Origin of the sequence: Ardenticatena maritima (assembly GCF_001306175.1) — a bacterium.
Taxonomy (GTDB): Bacteria; Chloroflexota; Anaerolineae; order Ardenticatenales; family Ardenticatenaceae; genus Ardenticatena; species Ardenticatena maritima.
This window is the reverse complement of sequence record NZ_LGKN01000003.1, coordinates 102,340-120,078: the sequence shown is the minus strand read 5'-3', so window position 1 is coordinate 120,078 and position 17,739 is coordinate 102,340. Positions and strand designations below refer to the sequence as shown.

5 protein-coding genes and 1 pseudogene are annotated in these 17,739 nt (G+C 47.6%); all 6 read right to left on the bottom strand.

What is annotated here, in order from left to right; genetic code table 11:
- Window positions 1-16: 16 nt before the first annotated feature.
- On the bottom strand, window positions 17-5,119 hold the full coding sequence (locus SE16_RS00735; RefSeq protein ID WP_054493336.1) for a DEAD/DEAH box helicase: 5,103 nt from the start codon (window positions 5,117-5,119) through the stop codon (window positions 17-19).
- Between the two features lie 62 nt (window positions 5,120-5,181).
- Window positions 5,182-9,504: a helicase domain-containing protein gene (locus tag SE16_RS00730; RefSeq protein WP_060687083.1), complete on the bottom strand. Its 4,323-nt coding sequence runs from the start codon at window positions 9,502-9,504 to the stop codon at window positions 5,182-5,184.
- A gap of 51 nt (window positions 9,505-9,555) precedes the next feature.
- Window positions 9,556-10,899, bottom strand: a pseudogene (locus SE16_RS00725) (hypothetical protein); the annotation flags it as partial.
- A gap of 26 nt (window positions 10,900-10,925) precedes the next feature.
- A complete protein-coding gene (locus SE16_RS15605; RefSeq protein WP_152968804.1) occupies window positions 10,926-11,456 on the bottom strand; it encodes a hypothetical protein in 531 nt (176 codons plus the stop codon).
- Window positions 11,446-14,757 (bottom strand): Eco57I restriction-modification methylase domain-containing protein, encoded by a 3,312-nt coding sequence (locus SE16_RS00720; RefSeq protein ID WP_060687081.1) that lies wholly within the window; start codon window positions 14,755-14,757, stop codon window positions 11,446-11,448. Before SE16_RS00720 ends, SE16_RS15605 begins: the two co-directional genes overlap by 11 nt.
- Window positions 14,754-17,387, bottom strand: a complete 2,634-nt coding sequence (locus SE16_RS00715; protein WP_200907253.1) for a helicase-related protein — start codon at window positions 17,385-17,387, stop codon at window positions 14,754-14,756. Before SE16_RS00715 ends, SE16_RS00720 begins: the two co-directional genes overlap by 4 nt.
- Between the last annotated feature and the right edge of the window lie 352 nt (window positions 17,388-17,739).

Genomic DNA, 17,739 nt, shown 5'->3' with positions numbered 1-17,739 from the left:
CGGAACAAATTCGAAGTTATGTAGAATACCCCATACCAAAGACTTCTGGATACATCTTTATCTGGCTTTCTAGAGGTTGATCATACCGTATTACAATAACCCGATACCCATTTTGTTCTAACGCAGAACGAATAGACGCATCTCTTTCTCTCTGAGAAGAAATATCATGCACGCTCCCATCACAAAACACACAAATATTAGGTTCATAGAAGAAATCTACGTTGCAACGAGGAAACTGAATTGCATATTGTACATCATTTGGCAAATTATATCCTCCTTGCTCCAAAATATCTAAAAACTGCTTCTCTAACACAGACTCTTGATCAATATGCGATCGTAACCAAGCGATATGCTCTCTGCGACGCCTGCCAGCGATACGCATTTCGGCTGTACTTTGAGTCATCTGAGCAAGAAAATCCGCGATCAAATGCCGATCAATAAGGAGCGCCTGATGCTGATTATGATAAGTGAGTAAACATTCATAACAAGCCTTGATACATTCTTCTGACAGATTCTCTCCTGTTGATGAATCAAAATGGCATCGTTCAAGGGCATTTTTTGCAATTTCTGAAATATCCTTTGGCGATTTAATAATTCGTCTTAATACTCCACTTCCACCTTCTGACGTTTCATAAAATAAAATTGCCATATATTCACCCATGCCAACGATAGCCGCGGCCAACTCACTTTCATCAAGCTGATATACCATTTCTATGCCACGTTTTAATGCATTCATCAAAGTAATTGCAAACGCCAGCCCATACTGCGGATCTAAAAACAAATCTTCCTGGGCAGGGCGGACCAGCAATAAATTGCGCGTATTGCGGACGAACAAATGTACACGCTCGACTTCACTTACAGCATGACTAGGGGAGCCGTAAACGGGTTGACGACCTTCCTCATTCCGCACCCATTCACCCGTTGTCAAATTGATATCAAACCCCGGAACTTGCTCAGTACGTAAACCGTGGTTCACTCGAATAAGAGTGGCCGCATGTGCATATGTCAACTGCAAAAGGTCTGTTGCGCCAAAAACAACATCAGACTCTTCAATGCGAGGACGATTGTTTTCTGTGGCAAACTGATAAAAAATGCCAATATCGTATCCTCGCCGACGACGCTCTTCTTCATTTGACGTAATGTTACTACGTCGGCGAGTGCGTACGTCAGTCATTTCCAATAGATAGGTAAGTGGTCCATAAGTAGCATCAAGACGTTGCTGGCACACTAAGCACACATCAAAACCAGACGAATTAAATGCACCACATCGTTTGCACAGCTTGAATTTCACTCTTCTTGAACGCAAGCCTCCCGGAGGAGTATTGAATGCCACAACTTCCCATTGTTTCCCTTCATGATAAATAAAAGCTCCTGGCGCAAATTCACGGACCGCAAGAAAACGAGGCCGCGGAATATATTCACCACTTGCACCACGTGGGATCCACGCACGAATAGGTAACGCTGGGAAATTATAGCCTGGCAAGAACCCTTCACTTGCCAAGTAGCGATACGGATAAAAATCACTTTCTTCACGTGCTGTTTCAATTTGCAAAAGCAAATTTCTTTGACGCCGCGCCTCATCGAGGCGACGTTGAGCTTCATTTTGCATTTCCTTGGAGCGAGCACTTAATAATGTCTCCATAGCCTCCTGCATCTGTCGGTCCGCCGCCTGATAAAGATCCCGCCAACGGTCAAAAGCACTGTTAAACCGTTGGGGAGCATCACGCAGGATTTGCAAGATTTGGTCGTAATGCCCATGTTCAAAAATTTCCCCCTGCTCACGATCATATCGAAGCATCTCTTCTATGCGTGCGGCTAACGCCTGCAAACGTTTGTCATTGAGGCGTATTTGCTCAGCCACCTCAGGGCGCAAAGGTAGATTGGGGGCACCTGTATCAATAACAGTCTCAATCGATTGCCGCATCGGCAAACCAATCTCAGCCAACCAAACAGCATGAATATGCGCTTGCAGCAAAGATGCATTGTTCAAGTCAATTTGCGGTGGACGTACTGTCCCGGCCACCATTTCTATTCGGTTTCTAAAAAAGTATTGATCATGCGAGTTGAAAGCACCACAATAAACTAAAATTAAGCCTGGTTGCCCTTGCCGCCCAGCGCGTCCACTCCTCTGAGCATAGTTTGCCGGTGTCGGCGGGACGTTACGCATATGAATAACATCCAGATCAGCAATATCAATTCCAAGTTCCATTGTGGGAGAGCAAACCAAATAAGGTAATCGGCGCCCCAGATTCTCTTTCTCTGTATCTTTTTGATCCCACCGAAAACGCCGTTCCCGTTTTTCACGCTCACCAGGCGCAACGACTTGTGCCGTATGTTCACGCGCTTCTAAACCAGCTAATCTCTCGGGGTTCTCTTTGTAAAATTGCTGGAAGAAGGCATTCGCCGGTTTCTCTGCGACTTCGTATCCTTCTTGGGCTATCCGCGCATAAAAAGCATCACGCCGCGGGATGCCATTCCCTCTTTGCCACCAAAGACAGTTTGCATCAATTTGGTACCCAATCCCTTTCTTTAAAGATTCCGGCCACAAAATACCATGCTGAACAAGCAATTGCAGGAACGCATCCCGCTGCTCAAGATATGTTTGTGCATCAATCCCTAATGAGCGTTTCAAATAGCGTGCAATCGCACTTCGTTCTCCAAGACTGAAAACATCGCGTACATTGCCAGCAGGCTCAGTCGCAAAAAAAGAAGCACTTACTAAACTGCCCTCCGGATCCGGTCCCCAAAAATCATTCAAGGTCGATTCCCATTTGCGTCGCTTGATACGTTGTGTATTCCACTGTAAAGAAGGGGCATGAATAGCTAGTTTACGCCGAAAATAGTCCAAAATATTACGCAGATGCTCAAAACGCTCTTTGGGGGAAAGAGCATACCACTGTGGAGAAAAACGCCAGGCTTCATCACTCTGGGCGAGAATGTCAAGCCCACGATAAGATATTTCAAGAAGTCCTACCTCTTCCAGGTTGGGTTGGTTAATACGCCAACCTCGTTTTAAATCTTCAAGGAGAAGATACTCCACCCATTCTGTAAATATTTGCCAAGTTTCGTCCGCAGCAGGCGTATCTGGTGCCAATTGCGCATTAGCTGCGATATCACGAAGTGTTAATCCACAATGCCGCACAACCGCAGAGGCCACTTCGCTCATATGCAATCGAGGAGATTCATCCAAAGCGGCTACTAACGCAGAACGTAAAACAGCCCGATGTACGAAATCATTAAAATGTCCCGCTTGCAAAGCAGCATCTTGCCGATTGTCAGTAAACGTCAATAGTTTATCGGCAATCGAAGGAATAGTGGTGGCGTGCCGCAACACTGATGTTGCGAGAATAGTTGTTGCACTTGAGCGAGCTTCACTTGAAAGGGTTGTGAGTTTAGTGTATTCACTTTCACGACGAGTATAGTACTCTCCACATCGCAAACAGAGCGCAAATGGCTCTGGTTGGAACCAGGTCTTTACCCCCACAGCATGATGCACGATCTCACCTGAAGCATTAACATAGTATAATTTTGGAACACGATCACGATATGCACGACGTAAACGTCCTTGATCATCAAACCATTCATCTGGAAGCAGATCTTCCGACCAATCCAGATCTGTTGTTGCGACCATAAGATATCCAGATATGCATTCGTCATCCAGTTCTTCAAAAAAAGATCCTGTCCAAGGGAGAAAACGTGAGCTCATTTTATGTACGCGATAATATTCCTGACCACAATGCCGACAAAAATTGAGGGGGTAATACAAACTTCCTTCTGCCGTCTGAATTTGTCCGGACAACGAAATTGAACGCTGTCCAGGATCTTCAATAGTCGCATATACAGCACGTCCCTGCGATATAAATTGATGAATTTTAAATGCAAAAGCACGCCCATGCTCAGATGAAGGTATCTGGCTCCCAAGTGTGAGCCAATTTAGTAAAGCGCGTTGGCATAATCCAATATCAAGCCCAGTCTCCTTCTGAAGTTGCATAGCTGCATCTGTAATACTTTGTGGAATACGGCGTCGATAAGAGCCATCATGTTCTTCTAGCCCGAAAAAACGTTCTATCCACGAGGATAAAGGGTTTGTGAGATATTCCTCTGCAGTGAATGTAACGAGGTCGTCAGGAGAAAGTGCACATGCCTCATGTATACTTTCGATAAGAACGTCACGTGCAAGAGTAGAATGGCGGGTGGCCGGTATAAGTGTTTCCTCAATTACGTCTTCAAAAGCAAATGGATACCCAAACATCCGCTGTGCAAAATGCGCAACAGTCTCGCGCCGCTCCCGCGCAGAGGCGTTGCGATTGGCTACCATTGTTGCAGATGTACCAATGTGAATGAGGTTGGGTGCCGCCGCATACTGCTTGAGCCGCCGAATGAGCATGGCGACATCTGCTCCTTGTCGCCCCGTATACGTATGCAATTCATCAAATACCAGGAATCGCAAGCCGCCCGCAGTTTTATCGAGCAAACGCCGGTCCTCAGGACGAACAAGCATGAGTTCAGCCATAACATAATTGGTAAGCAGAATATGCGGCGGTTTTTGCCGAAGTGCTTGCCGAAGCTCGTCGCGCGTATCACCTGTATAGCGTGCAAATGTGACGGGAAATCTCTTTCCGGTACGCGCCTCATAATCCTGGCGCAACTGTTCAAGCGCCTGTAATTGCGAGTTGGCAAGTGCATTCATGGGATACACAATCAAGGCAACAGTACGGCCATTGGGTATTTGCTCACGCACAACTGTATCAATAATGGGAATAAAATAAGTGAGACTTTTACCAGAACCTGTCCCGCTGGTGACAATGTAGCTCCGTCCTTGCACAGCTTTTTCCAGCGCTTCCACCTGATGCTGGTACAGATGGTATGGCTTCCCATCGGCGGTACGGAAAATTCGTGCTGTTTCAGGATGCAAGACGCCCTGCCGCGCTAATTCATCTACCGTCGCTGAACGTTTATAGGCGGGACTCACTTGAAGCAGAAAATCAGGCCATAAATGACCATCATTGAGTTGTTCAAAAACAAACTGCCGAATGCGCTCATCAGCAATATGAATGAATGAGCGTACAAAATTGCTGTAATCACTCAAAACATCTGTATGTAAATCAAAGATAGACATACTCAACCTCGATAGTGGTCTTTTTCTTTTATCAGCAAAACATTGCTGAGAAAGCCACAACCTTAAATTTTTATTTTTTTCCATAGTTTTCTATTAATAAACAACTTGAGAGTGCGATCATGCCCCAATTCCCCTTGAAGATTCCATTCTTTCACGCGAAATCGGAGTGATTTACCCTTCCTGCTTTCAAGTACTTTTACTTTGAAAGATGTAATGCTTTGATTCGTCACATTAATTAAAACAATTTGATTGCCAGACGAAAGTTTACATGTATCTTCATCCACTTCTACGTCAATTTTAACTTCCATATCAGTTTCAGATTCGGGACGCTCAATATGCGAGAAAGTCGCCTTTTCAGAGCTCGAAGCAAGAACATCCACTGTCTTCCATTCTTTTTTCTTCTGCTCCAGCTCTTCTTCGTCTTTCTTGGTACTCTCTCCGCGACTTCGTTTATATTCAATCCGTTCTTCTTTCGTTTTAAGCCACTGCTTTTGAATAAAAGCGCGATCGCTATCAGATAAATTGCCGACTTCAAGCATTTCCTCATACCAGCGCAGAGCGTCAAGATGCGTTGTAATCTTGTCAAGTGCAGTGACTGCAATATCAAGGGGAAGAGTTTGCAACCACGCCTGACTGGCTTTCGGTGAAAGCCGTTGGAGTAGAATTTCAACTAAAAGCTGTTTTTGGCGTACAGAACTGAATGAGAATGGTTGTGCTTTGGCAACAACATGCGCCAACATGGCATATGCTTTCTTATTATATTCCCCTTTGGTGCGTTTAAAACTTTCTACAACCCATTCCCATTCTTTATTTGTGTTCCCCAGCTGGTCCCAATACTCAGTCAGCAGTTGATTTCCATCTCTCCAAACCAAATGCTCCTGAATAAGTTTGGAGACTTTCTCAGCAAACTCGAATGTTTTGTCAGAAGGAGCTTCGCTCAATAAGTTCAAAACTTCTTCCAAGAACTGTTTGAGAATATCAAAAGTCGGTTCGATCCATCCCTTCTCCAAGAGTGTCAGGGCATCTTCTAGTAATCCATTTTCGCGATACCAATCAAATGCCTCATTATATTGCTGTTCCTGAACCAAAGCGCGCCCTATCAATTTTTTATGTTCCTCGCTCAGTGCTTTTACGCGTTGAGGATCGTTTTGCAAATCTCGCTTCAAGTCAACAATCTGCTCATATGCTTGACCTTGCCCCAGCCAACGTAATTTGGCAGTATCGTCTTTACTTATAGAAGCTTGTGCCAAATAATATTCATGCGGTTTTACCGCAAGCGCATCCCAAAACGAGATAGATGCTTCAATCTCACCCGCATAGTAACAAACCCAGCCAGCCATTTCATCGCCTAAAATGACTCCAATACCGGGATTTTCACGCAACAAAGAGGCCAATCGTCGCAGTAATTGAACATACTCCGTATTTTCAAAACGTTGCCGGATAAGATCAGCCACAAACCGCAAGACTTGCTTGATGCTCTCATGTTCGAGAACTGAATCATCTCGCTTCAGTTCATCTCCCAAAGCATCCAGAAAGAGTTGAATATCCTGCAAAGATATCTGCTCTAATGTTTGCTGCGCCCGCATCAGGGACGTCGCCCGACGATAAAGCACGTTGCCTTGGCCTTCCCAACCAGTGGTATAGAGTGCATCGAGTTGTTCCCAATCCTGAGAATTCCAAAAACAACGTTCTGCATCCTTAAAATACAATATCCCCAATTCCAAATACTGCTTCCCCGCCTCCCGATACTTGCGTTCCAATTCCAAAGCATAGGCCCGGCAATAATTGGATTTCTCCATCTTTCCACTACGGCGATATATTTCACCCGCCTGACGCACCAGGTGAGGACGGCCAGATGCAAGAAATTGTTCTGCTAATTCCATGGGGTCAAGCTGCTCAGCGCCTTCCTGTAAACCAAACACATCGCCAATAGTAATACTCCCAAGAAGGTCTTTTTCTTCAACGGGAGGAAGAGTCAAGGCTTTATCCCATAACCGCCTTTTCCCTTCTTCTGTGTCAATAATATTCAAAGACCGTTGCGCTCGTGTGACTGATACATACAGTTTATTGAGGAAAAACTCATTGCGCAGACGCTCGTCGTAAGGAATATTATCCGACTTGAAGAAGTTTTCGGGACAATACTCGCCAAACTTGTAAAGCCACACTCGCGAGAACTCCAACCCCTTGGCCGCCATCGGGCTCAAAAATGTCGGAGGTGTGGCTTGCTGTTGGAGTTGCCGCAAAAGAGGATCTTGTGCAACGAATTCTTCTTCCTGATTGTGTTCACAAGGCAAAATAACAATTTCACCCTGAAGCTTTTGAAGAAGTGTCTCTTCTGTAACCATTTTCCCCAGCACATAAAGCTGCGGTGGCAAGAAATGCTGATCATGTTGCCAAGGTTTTTGCCAGATTTCCCCATGCACCTCGAAGTACGTCCGTCGCCAATACTGCAAAAGGTTTCCAAACCGAACAATCGGCGCCGCGGAACGATAGTTGTACCGCAATTCTTCATAACAAAAACCGACTATGCCAAATTGAGCGGGATCGAGCGCCCCCTCAATTTCATCGCTAAAAGCGTTTTTCAACGCCTCCCAGCGAAATCCTGTGGGATTCAAAGTCTGGAAAGGATCACCGGCAAGCACCAACGGGATACGCAGTTTATATCCGCTATGTTTGAGGTCATACTCCCGGTACACCAACAATAACCAAAGAAATTCCAGTTCAACTCGCGTAAAGTCTTGCGCTTCATCACAAAAAACGACGGCATATTCAGCCGGAACACGATCTTGCTGAATAAGGTATCGTACAACGTCTTGTATATCCCAATATTCATCACGGTAGCGCGGCCAAATTTTTTCCCAAACCCATTTATACGCATCTAATGGAACCGAGCGTTCTTTTTCGGAGACTTCTTCATAATACTCGTCCGGCTCCAGGGGGTCTCCTCTTCGGTAGCCTTTGATATAGGTGCGCAAAATATGCCAAGCGACATCAGCGGAATAGTTCCCAGGCCCTTTGGGCGCGATTGTTTCATACACCCGTTGAAAGTCTCCAAAATTGGCGACGAACCTGTCCAATGGAAACTTTTCCAAACGCTCTTCCTGTGAAAGCATTTCACGCACAAAATCATCAAACTTCCAAAAAGAAGTCTGCATAATTCTTTCAAATTCCCTTTCGGGCAAATCTTTTATGGCAAACTCATTCCCTATTTGCAAGAATTCACGAACTGTTTTTTGAGATTCTTTGCGAAGTTGTTCTGTATAAGTTAGAAAGAGTACTTTTCCAGGTAATTCATCCTGGAGTTTGCGAAACACATAATTGGCAAAAAGGTAATGGAGCATGGTTGATTTGCCGCTTCCAGCTCGCCCATTAATAAAAAGCGGCAAAACATATTGATCCCCGCCATGCAATGCGTGGCTAAGAATCCGAACCTCTTCGGCTGAAAGCGCGGGGTTTCTGTGGTCAACACCACTATTGCTGCTTTGCGTTGTTTTCACACCCTCGATTTCTTTCCACAACGGCTCATCAAGCAGAAAATAGGCGTAATAGGCGCGCCCCGATTGTTGGGCAAGCAAATCAAACTGGAGTTCTGTACTCACAATGCCGTCAGATATGCCATTTAACCACGCATAAGGTCCTGTCCCCTCCCGAAGCCCCTGCTTCAAGTGGTGTTCCAGTTCTTCATCACGCCCCTCGCTCGCATCAATCAAGAAGAATATCTCTTCCGATGGATAGTTGGGAAGATCCAAAAGAAAATTTGCCAAATAGACGACGCGATGCTCTTCACGAACCCCGGAGATAAAGTCAATGACGGGAAAGTCATATTTTTGTGAGATGATGGCTTTATTCAGGATATCAAAGTACCGGTGAATCGTCGCTCGATAACGATTCATCTCCATTTTTTGGACCCAATTGCGACTTTCAAAAATAATGACATCTTGTCGTGATCGTTGAAAGGGGTTTAGCCAATGGGCGAACTCAGAAGGTAATGGGGGACGTTCTTCGACTTGCGGCACTTCAGCCAGGTTTTCTTCAATAAATTTTTGTATGACCTCCGGCGCAGGCAAATAGGGATCGATAAAATCAAGGCGCTCTTTGGCGTTCATATTAAGAAAATTCTGATATTTCGCATCACCTCTCTTAAAGAGGTGAACCAATATCATCACCGGAATCTCGTTTTCATATATCAATTTCCCTATAACACGAATTTTCCCTATCCTGTACTTATAGACTGGATGCAACCGTTCCATGACGGAAGGCGCAATTTCGTACACATCCGTGATGGATTCAAGGCGAGATTGAAGTTTTTGAACTCCACTCTGCGCTTCTTTGAACTGCTTGTCCGCTAATTGCTCCTTCAAATGGTCCGTCACATATACAAGCATGTTGCGCCTCCTGTGGAATGCTTGCCGTTGACAATTTGCCTGCGGACTTGTTTATTCGCCTTGCTCTTCCAAACGGTTCCACGCTTCCAAAACGAGTCGCCGCGTGCGATATTCGCCGTAATGGCGCATTTCTTTTTCTTTCAGTACACGGAAGCTCTCGCCGGGGAAGTCGCTTTGAGTGGTGCGCTTCCTATACGCTTGCAGATTGAGTGGGTCGGTGACTTCTTCCCACGGGTCGAGGATATCTTCCAACTCGCGAGCAGTCAGGTCGGCCGGATCGAGGATATACCGCAATTGTTTACGCGTCAAGCCATAGAGCCGAGCATAGTAGGCGTCCAGTTCGGCTTGCAGGCGGGCGCGACGCTCGCTCTCCCACCTGAAGGGGGGCAAATCCCCCTCCCCGCCTGCAATGCGGGGGTGCGGTTGAAAGTGGGAGCTGGTTGCCGCCGCGTTCGCCTCCCACTGCGCCCGGATAGCGGCGCGCAGGTCGGCGTCAGCCGCCTCCCAAACATCCGCAGCGAAGGGCGCCATGTCCCAGGCCGTGTAAACCAGTTCCAGGACGCGCGGGACGATGAAGCGCAGCTCTTTCTGGGTGTAGGCGGATGGCGGCAGCACGGGGAGTTGGCGAAGAATGAAAAAACCCAGAGATGTACCACCAATTTTTTGGCGTGTCACGAAATCAAAAACTAAACTATTAACGTTCGCGTACCAGCAACTTGTCAAGACGGAATTGGTGACAAGAAGAACAAGGGGAACTTTGTGATTAGCTCCCACCCTGGGCAGCAGACTGAAGACCGCCGTACGTTCATTAGTAGCGTTGGTGACATCACGAAACCCCAACAGCCAGCCGCGTTTCCACTCACCCAGCCGTGCTTCAACTTCATGAGCGGGCACCCAATACCAGGGCTGGACCACGAAAGACGGGTCGGCGTGCCGGCGATCGTCGGGGGTGGGCAGTTGTGTGCTGGAGCGCGAGGTGACGCCTTCGTAGGTACCGAAGCGGTGGTCGTAATGCCAGATCATTTTGGCTTCGTAGAGGGGGAGGTAGAGAGACTGAGCGCCGGAGAGGAGGAATGCGGAAAAGGTCCTGCGCTCTTTTGGGATGCGCTCCAGTTCGTCCGCTTTCACAAACACATTCCCCACCAACCGATACCCCTGCGCTTCCAACTCGGCGCGGGTACGGAAGAGGTGTGAGTCGTTGGACATGTGAAACATAGCCAAAAATCGCACGCCCCACGGGTTTTCCCCCCGCGCTTCATTGACCAGCACCGGCACACGCCGATAGATGGCTTTGGTCAGTTCGGCGTCCTGCCGGGTGCGGAAGACCGGCAAGGTGCGCGTGTTGGGGTTGATGCGGGCGATATCGTCAGCACTCAGGGTAAAGAGACGCCGCGGGTATAGTTGATTTGATCTCAATATCATCATATATGAGATTTTTTATACGCACGGATATATTCTACTAACTTTTTTATTGGATGAACAACAGGGTCTGTAGCACTAATTTCAATGTACACTTCCCTTGCACCTCTAATTATTTTTACTTTTTTATTAAATTTATTTAAAGGTAAATTACTAATTTGGATACAACGTAATAAATTTTCTCTGTCAAGTACATGTACAAGCCATACATCACGTGATGGATCATTTTTAGCAGATTCTATTTTGTCAGGTCGTATCCATAAAGGCGCACTCTTTTTCACATAAGGACTATTTGTACCGGTAACTTCAATGAAAATATTAGTATCTACAACCCACAAATCCGGTTCGCCTTTTTTATAACCATATTTATCCGCAGATCCCTCTAAAAACTCCTCTGTTCCAGAGCCTAAGCCAAAAAACTCAATCTTAAACCCCTGTTCTTCTAAATATTTTTTAACTTTTTCTTCTCGCTGAGACGCAATTTTCCACATCCCTTTGTATTTTTTCTTCCAATAATTAGGATCACGTGTCATGATTGCCCCCCTTCTTGGTTGGTTTATTTTTATAGAAAGAATTAATATAATATTGCAACTCCAAAGGAATTTTAAAAGCCTGAAAAACTACCTCATTTAAATTTTCCCAAAGGTATTGTTCTTTTGGATTTTTACGTAACCTTTTGCCAAGCATTTCCAAGGGATGTAAAGTTTTATATAAAGGCACAGGAATTTTTTGCAAAACATAACCATCAAAATGCATAGTACGAATAGCTCGATTAAAAATAAATGTATGTACAAACCAGTTAACAAGATCTGACATTAAATAGGACGCTAAAATATAAGGAGAAAAAGAAGGACCTATAGGTCTTAAAATATTCACTGTATCTACACAAGCAAATGGCTTATCTACAATCGTTCCTATCAGGCGAATATGTCCCTTTGGTTTATTCAGATATGCTACAATATTCTGAAAAACTATATCCCCAGGGAGAGTTAATAATAAATATTTCGAAGGAACTTCTCCCGAATTTATATAATAACGAGTTTTGGGATCAGAAAATCGTTTAATATCCTTTCCAGCAAGAACAGGCAAATCACCAGTTTCCCGAAAATAGTTCTGTAAAGCCTTACCTCGTTGAGTTTGTACAATTTCCCCTAACATAAAAGAAGTTTGCGAAAAAAGAATTTCTGCAATATCAATATCTTCTTGACAAATTCCTGTTGGAATTATTCCCCACTCTTTTAACCGTTTTCGCTTTATAACTTGAATCTGCAAGTCAAAGTTAGTATTTTTCCGCCCAACCTCAATAACTTCAGTTGACGCTTTTTTTAAAGTCACAAGAACTTGTTCAAGTTTTACGTTTTTCCACGCCTTTCCAACATCAATTACACGTATCACACTTTGGGAAATATATTCCCGAGTTGGATTCCAAGCATAAGAATAAGTTAACGATTTTGGCATCACTAAACCTATTCGCCCTTGATTTTTCACTAATTTATATGATAATACGAGAAAATAAGCCGAGGTATTTTTAGATGGAATAGCCACTTTATAAATGCTCTGAGATTTAACAAACTTATTTTGCTTAGCATTTAAAATAAAACCAAATGGTGGATTACCTAATACTACATCAAATCCTCCCTTTTCAAATACATCCGGGAATTCCAGCGGCCAGTGGAAGAAGCCGACCTCATCGGCAATGTCTTTTATCATGTCGGAAACATCGCACTCGCCATGCAAGAGACGGCGCACCACATCCGTCGTTATCACCTCCTCCCCGGGGCGATAGGGCTGAAAGAAAGCGGCCACCCAGGCATCACACGCTTCTTTTGCACGTTTCCGCGTCTCGTCACGAAGCAAGTCGCCGTACAAGTTACGTTTCTTACGCACATCGGTAGGCGAATCATCGGGAATTGCATCAATCTGGGCGAACTTTTGCGCCAGAGGGGTCAGATCAAACTCTTCATTCCATCCCCAAAGTGCTCTTTGCCCACTGCGCTCCTGCCTGTTGCGCCGCTTGGCGGCGGAAGCAATTCGCCTCTCATCTCCGCTCACCGGCTTAAAAGCATCATCCGGCACGCCCTGTTCGAGCACTTCCATATCAAAGACCCCAATCAAGGAATCACCATGCTTGATATGGTGGTCCAGAAAAGAGAGCGGTTTGCCGGTGACGTGGCTTTCCAGCCATAGCGCTACACGCGCCAGTTCGACAGCCAACGGGTTTTTGTCAACACCATAGATACAATGCGCCACCACATCACGCACGGCATTGCGCACATCTTCGGGCGCCGGTTCTTCGGCGCCGGTACGAATCCGCGCCAATTCCTTCCCCAAACGTCGGGCGGCGGCCAGCAAAAAGTGACCGGAGCCGCAAGCCGGATCGCAGACCTTGATAGAGAGCAAAGCCGCTTCCTGATCAGGGGCGTTCTGCAATCGTTCTTGAATCACCGGCTCCAAGGCGCTGTGAATAAGTTCGTTGACCAGCTGGGGCGGTGTGTAGTACGAACCGGTTGATTTGCGCTCCGACCCCCACCCCAGTTTAAAAGTCGGGCGTCCCCCTCCTTTCACAATGTGCGGCTGATAATCGAGTAAACTCTCATACACCGACCCCAGTTCCTCGGTATCCAGAGCGGCGTAATTGACCCGACGCGGGGGCGCGTTCCCTTCCTGATACCAGAAGAGATGCCAAAGCCCCGCCAAGAGTGTGCGGTTATCCAACCGAGCGTTATCCAGCGCCAGAGGGGCAAACAACTCGCCATTCAACGGCGGTACATCCAGCAACTTCGCCATTTTCTCATTGCGCAGCACCTCCCACAACACACGCAACCCATGCCACAAATCCTTATCATCGGTCCAGGCGGCGCGTTGTTCTGTCAACCGGCGCAAACGCGAAACACCATACGAGGCGTAGTAGAGCGTGTTCCCCCCCATCAAGCCGCGTTCTTCCGACACAAGCAGGAACAACAAACGATACACCAGGCGCAACAACTGCTGATAGAACGCCTGTGCGCCATTTTCATCCACCCATTTCCGTAAATCCTCATTCTGCGCATGTTGCAACAAGCCGTTTGCCAGAATGGAAATGCACGCCTCCACCCCTTCGCGCAAATGTTCGCGAACACGTCCCCCCTGTTCCAGAGAATGTTGGAAATACGTTTCCAACCAACAATCATCGGGCGGCGCACCATCGGCGGGCAAACGTGTGCGGTGCAACAACCGGTAGAGCATGAAGAAATCCGCAAAGCGGTTTTCCTCCATGATAGCTTGCAAATCAAACTCCACATAGGCTTGACGCCGAATAAAGGTGGAATTGCGCAGCAAACGCAATGTCAGGCCATTGGTCACCACCCCCCACAACGCGTGGTCGGTGCGGTTCAGGTATTCCTGCATCAGAGCATGAGGTGAAAGGCGTGGGCGTCCGCTTGCCGGCACGCGCCCCAAAGGTTGCCGCGCCCCCACAATATGCACCGGTGGAGCGGTCTCGGTAAGCCCCGCGCGGTGCGAGATGGCAAACGTCAACCCGTCCACCACTTCGGCCTTGGCGCTATAATGCAACTCATACCCCAACATCCCAAGCAAGGGGATCACCCAAAATTGGCGGGTCTCTGTCGTTCCAAGACGATCTTCGGGGACATTCGCCAGGCGGTGTTGGAAAATCTGCCATTGGGCGCGCGCATCGTGGTAGATGGACGCCACTTCATCCGTCAAAGATCGCGTGGCAGGGAGCCCAAAATCCTGCGGGCGTTGTCCGGGCAATGCCCCCCGCCGCACATCTTCCAACACATCAGGGCTCAACAAGCCACCTTCAACCCGAAAGGCGAGTGTAGCCGTCGTCATTGTTGCGCCTCCTTCGGAAGCAAAACGAGCACACCAAGCAAATCAACCGGAAAACGCGGCGTCACCTGCAAGCCACGCACACCACTCCGCATGGCTTTGCGAATGCGCTTGTGCGCTTCGGTCAATGCCTGGGCGCGTGCTTCAACCCGTTGTTTTACATCGTCTTCGAGACGAGGCCATTCTTTCAGCACGGCATGCACACGTTGCTGTTTCTCTTCGGCGGAGAGATTGCCGCGAGGCTCCGCATTGAGGTATTGAAGCGCTTTTTCATCACTGAGCCAGCCGGCAGGCGTGCGCCCCAAAATACGGACTTCCTCTGAAAAGAGGTCACGCCCATTGGGCTGCTGAACGAGATACCGCACACGCAACAAATAGAGCGTAGTAGGTGTATCCACGGCATCCGTCACCAATGCTCCTGTTCGCGCCGCACGGGCATCCTCTTCGCGCGTGAGCGCTTCTTCAAACAAAAATCGCGCCAATGTTTGAACAAAGGCGTGATTGCGCCCCACATATGTCGCCCCAGCAGGTGTCGGCGAAACAAAACTGACTTCCCAGGTATCAGCTTGGATATGCGGGAGAGCATAACGCACTGCTTCGGGCAAGTTGCTTGGCAACCCTGTCAAGGGAATGTGCCAAACATCGGCGCGTCGGGGATCGGGCTTCATAGGAAATCCAAGGCGCGAGGTCGCTTCCAAGACAAATTCACGCACGGCGTCGGGGTCACCCAGAACAGCATCAGCAGCTTCAAGCTCACGCTGGACTTCTTCCGGTTTCAGCGCACGTTGGGCAAAACGGGTTCGCGAGATTTTCTCTCGCCTCGCGTCGTATTCCCACTTTTTATGCAAGTGGGCAATTTTGGGGTCAACTTCCAGCCAATTGAAAGAGAGTTGTCGTGCTTCGGAAGGATAACCTCGCAAGAATAAGGCGTTGAGTACAGCTTCGGTGATACTTTCACTGTCCTCCGGAATGGGAACATACGTCCCCAACGCTTTGTGAATCTCGCGGGCCTTATTGAGCAACACATCCAACACGACACCATCCACCGGATTGTCAACACCGTAGTAACGGATGACACGCACCTCTGGCGCGGTCTGCCCATAGCGGTCCACACGTCCTTCGCGCTGTTCCAGCCGGTTTGGGTTCCAAGGCAAATCGTAGTGAATGACAGCGGTAAATTTTTCCTGCAAGTTGACGCCTTCCGAAAGGCAATCCGTGGCCACAAGCACACGGGGGGCGTGTGCATCAACCTCATCAATGCGGGCGCGTCGCTCTTCATCCGCCTGGCGACCGGTTATGCAGACTACCTGAAGGCCGGTATGAGCGGACAAGCGCGTGCGAAGCCCTTCCGCCACGTATTCCGCTGTTGCGACATAACGACACCAGACAATGGGGGCATAGCCTTTTTGAAGTAGATCATCAACAGCAATCACCAGTCCTTGCAGTTTCGTATCCTCGTCAGTTGAATGGACTTGTTTAGCCAGTTTGACTAACCGGTGTAATTTACGTTGCTCCGATTCTTGTAACGAAACAACGGTTTCAGCAATAGGAAGCGACGGCTGTTCATCGTCTGTTTCGTCATTGTCGGATTCAAAAATCGCACGGTGGAAATCCACATCTTCTTCGAGCACAAGATCAGCCCCATCAGATAACCGCTCATGCCGCGCGTGCAAAGCCGCCAAAGCCGCCGCAGGGCTGGACATGACACAGCGCAGCAACGCCAACGCCCCCCAATACCGCACACGGCGGCGGCGTTGTTCCAAAGATCGCCCTGTGCTGACAATTTCATGGCAAAACTTATATGTCTCCTGGAAAAGAGCTTGGTATCCCGGAGAAAGTGAGTATGTAAGGTCTTCGGAGATACGCTTGGGAAAACAAATTTCGCCTTCCCAATCTCGCTCAATATCGCGTCGAGTGCGCTGTACAAAATGGCGCGCGAGACTCTGCAACTGCTCTTGCGTGAGATTGCCCATATCCCACTCGGCAAACTCCGGTTTGAGCAAACCGAGCAGTGAGCGAAACGCCGATTCGATACCGCTATGCGGTGTCGCTGTAAGCAGAATGAGATGACGTTCTTTCTCTTGCGCAACACGCGAAACAAATTCGTAACGCAGCTGCTGCCCCTTTCTATTGGATTGTGTCGCCCCATGTGCTTCATCAACAATGACCAAATCAGGCGCATGTTCCAAAAAAAGATACCGATTGCGGTCTGTTTTGACCCAATCAATGCTAATCACCTGGACAGGATAGTAATCATAAATCGTCTGCCCTGGCGGTAAATGGCGCTCCAATTGTCGAACAGTCCCTGATCGCACAACAACAGCATCGAAATTAAATTTTTCTTGCAGTTCCTTTTGCCATTGATCACACAAATACGGAGGAGCAAGAACAGCAAAGCGGCGAATTTCACCACGCTCCCACAATTCACGCGCAATTAACAACGCTTCTATGGTTTTTCCAACCCCCACATCATCGGCAATCAACAGGCGCACAGTTTCAAGACGCAAAGCCATCAACAAGGGCACAAATTGATACGTGCGCGGGCGAATAGAAATCTTGCCCAACGAACGAATAGGGGCAGCTCCCTCACGCAACGTCAAACGCGCAGCCTGCCATAGCAAGCGTGCGCTCATAGCGTCTTGTGGATAGTTTCCTTCTGGCAAAGGGAACTCAGCTGACGTTATGCGCTCTTCGGGTAATGAATAGCCAATTGTATCGGCAAGTTGCTTATGGATGAGTAACGTCTCATCAAGAGCGCCGGTAAGCGGGCGAAGAGCATATACATGACTCTCTTCATGTGGTAAAAGGACCCAATACCGTTCACGAAATTGGACAATAGAGCCAGGATGCATGATGCGCCTCTACACCTCTTTATGATTTGTGATTTTGGGGACATGATTTGAATGGGGGAAATATCATCATTGCTCCGGCTTTCGCAATTGATGAGCATCAACACCCCATTTGTGTCAGTTAAGAAGAAGGTTG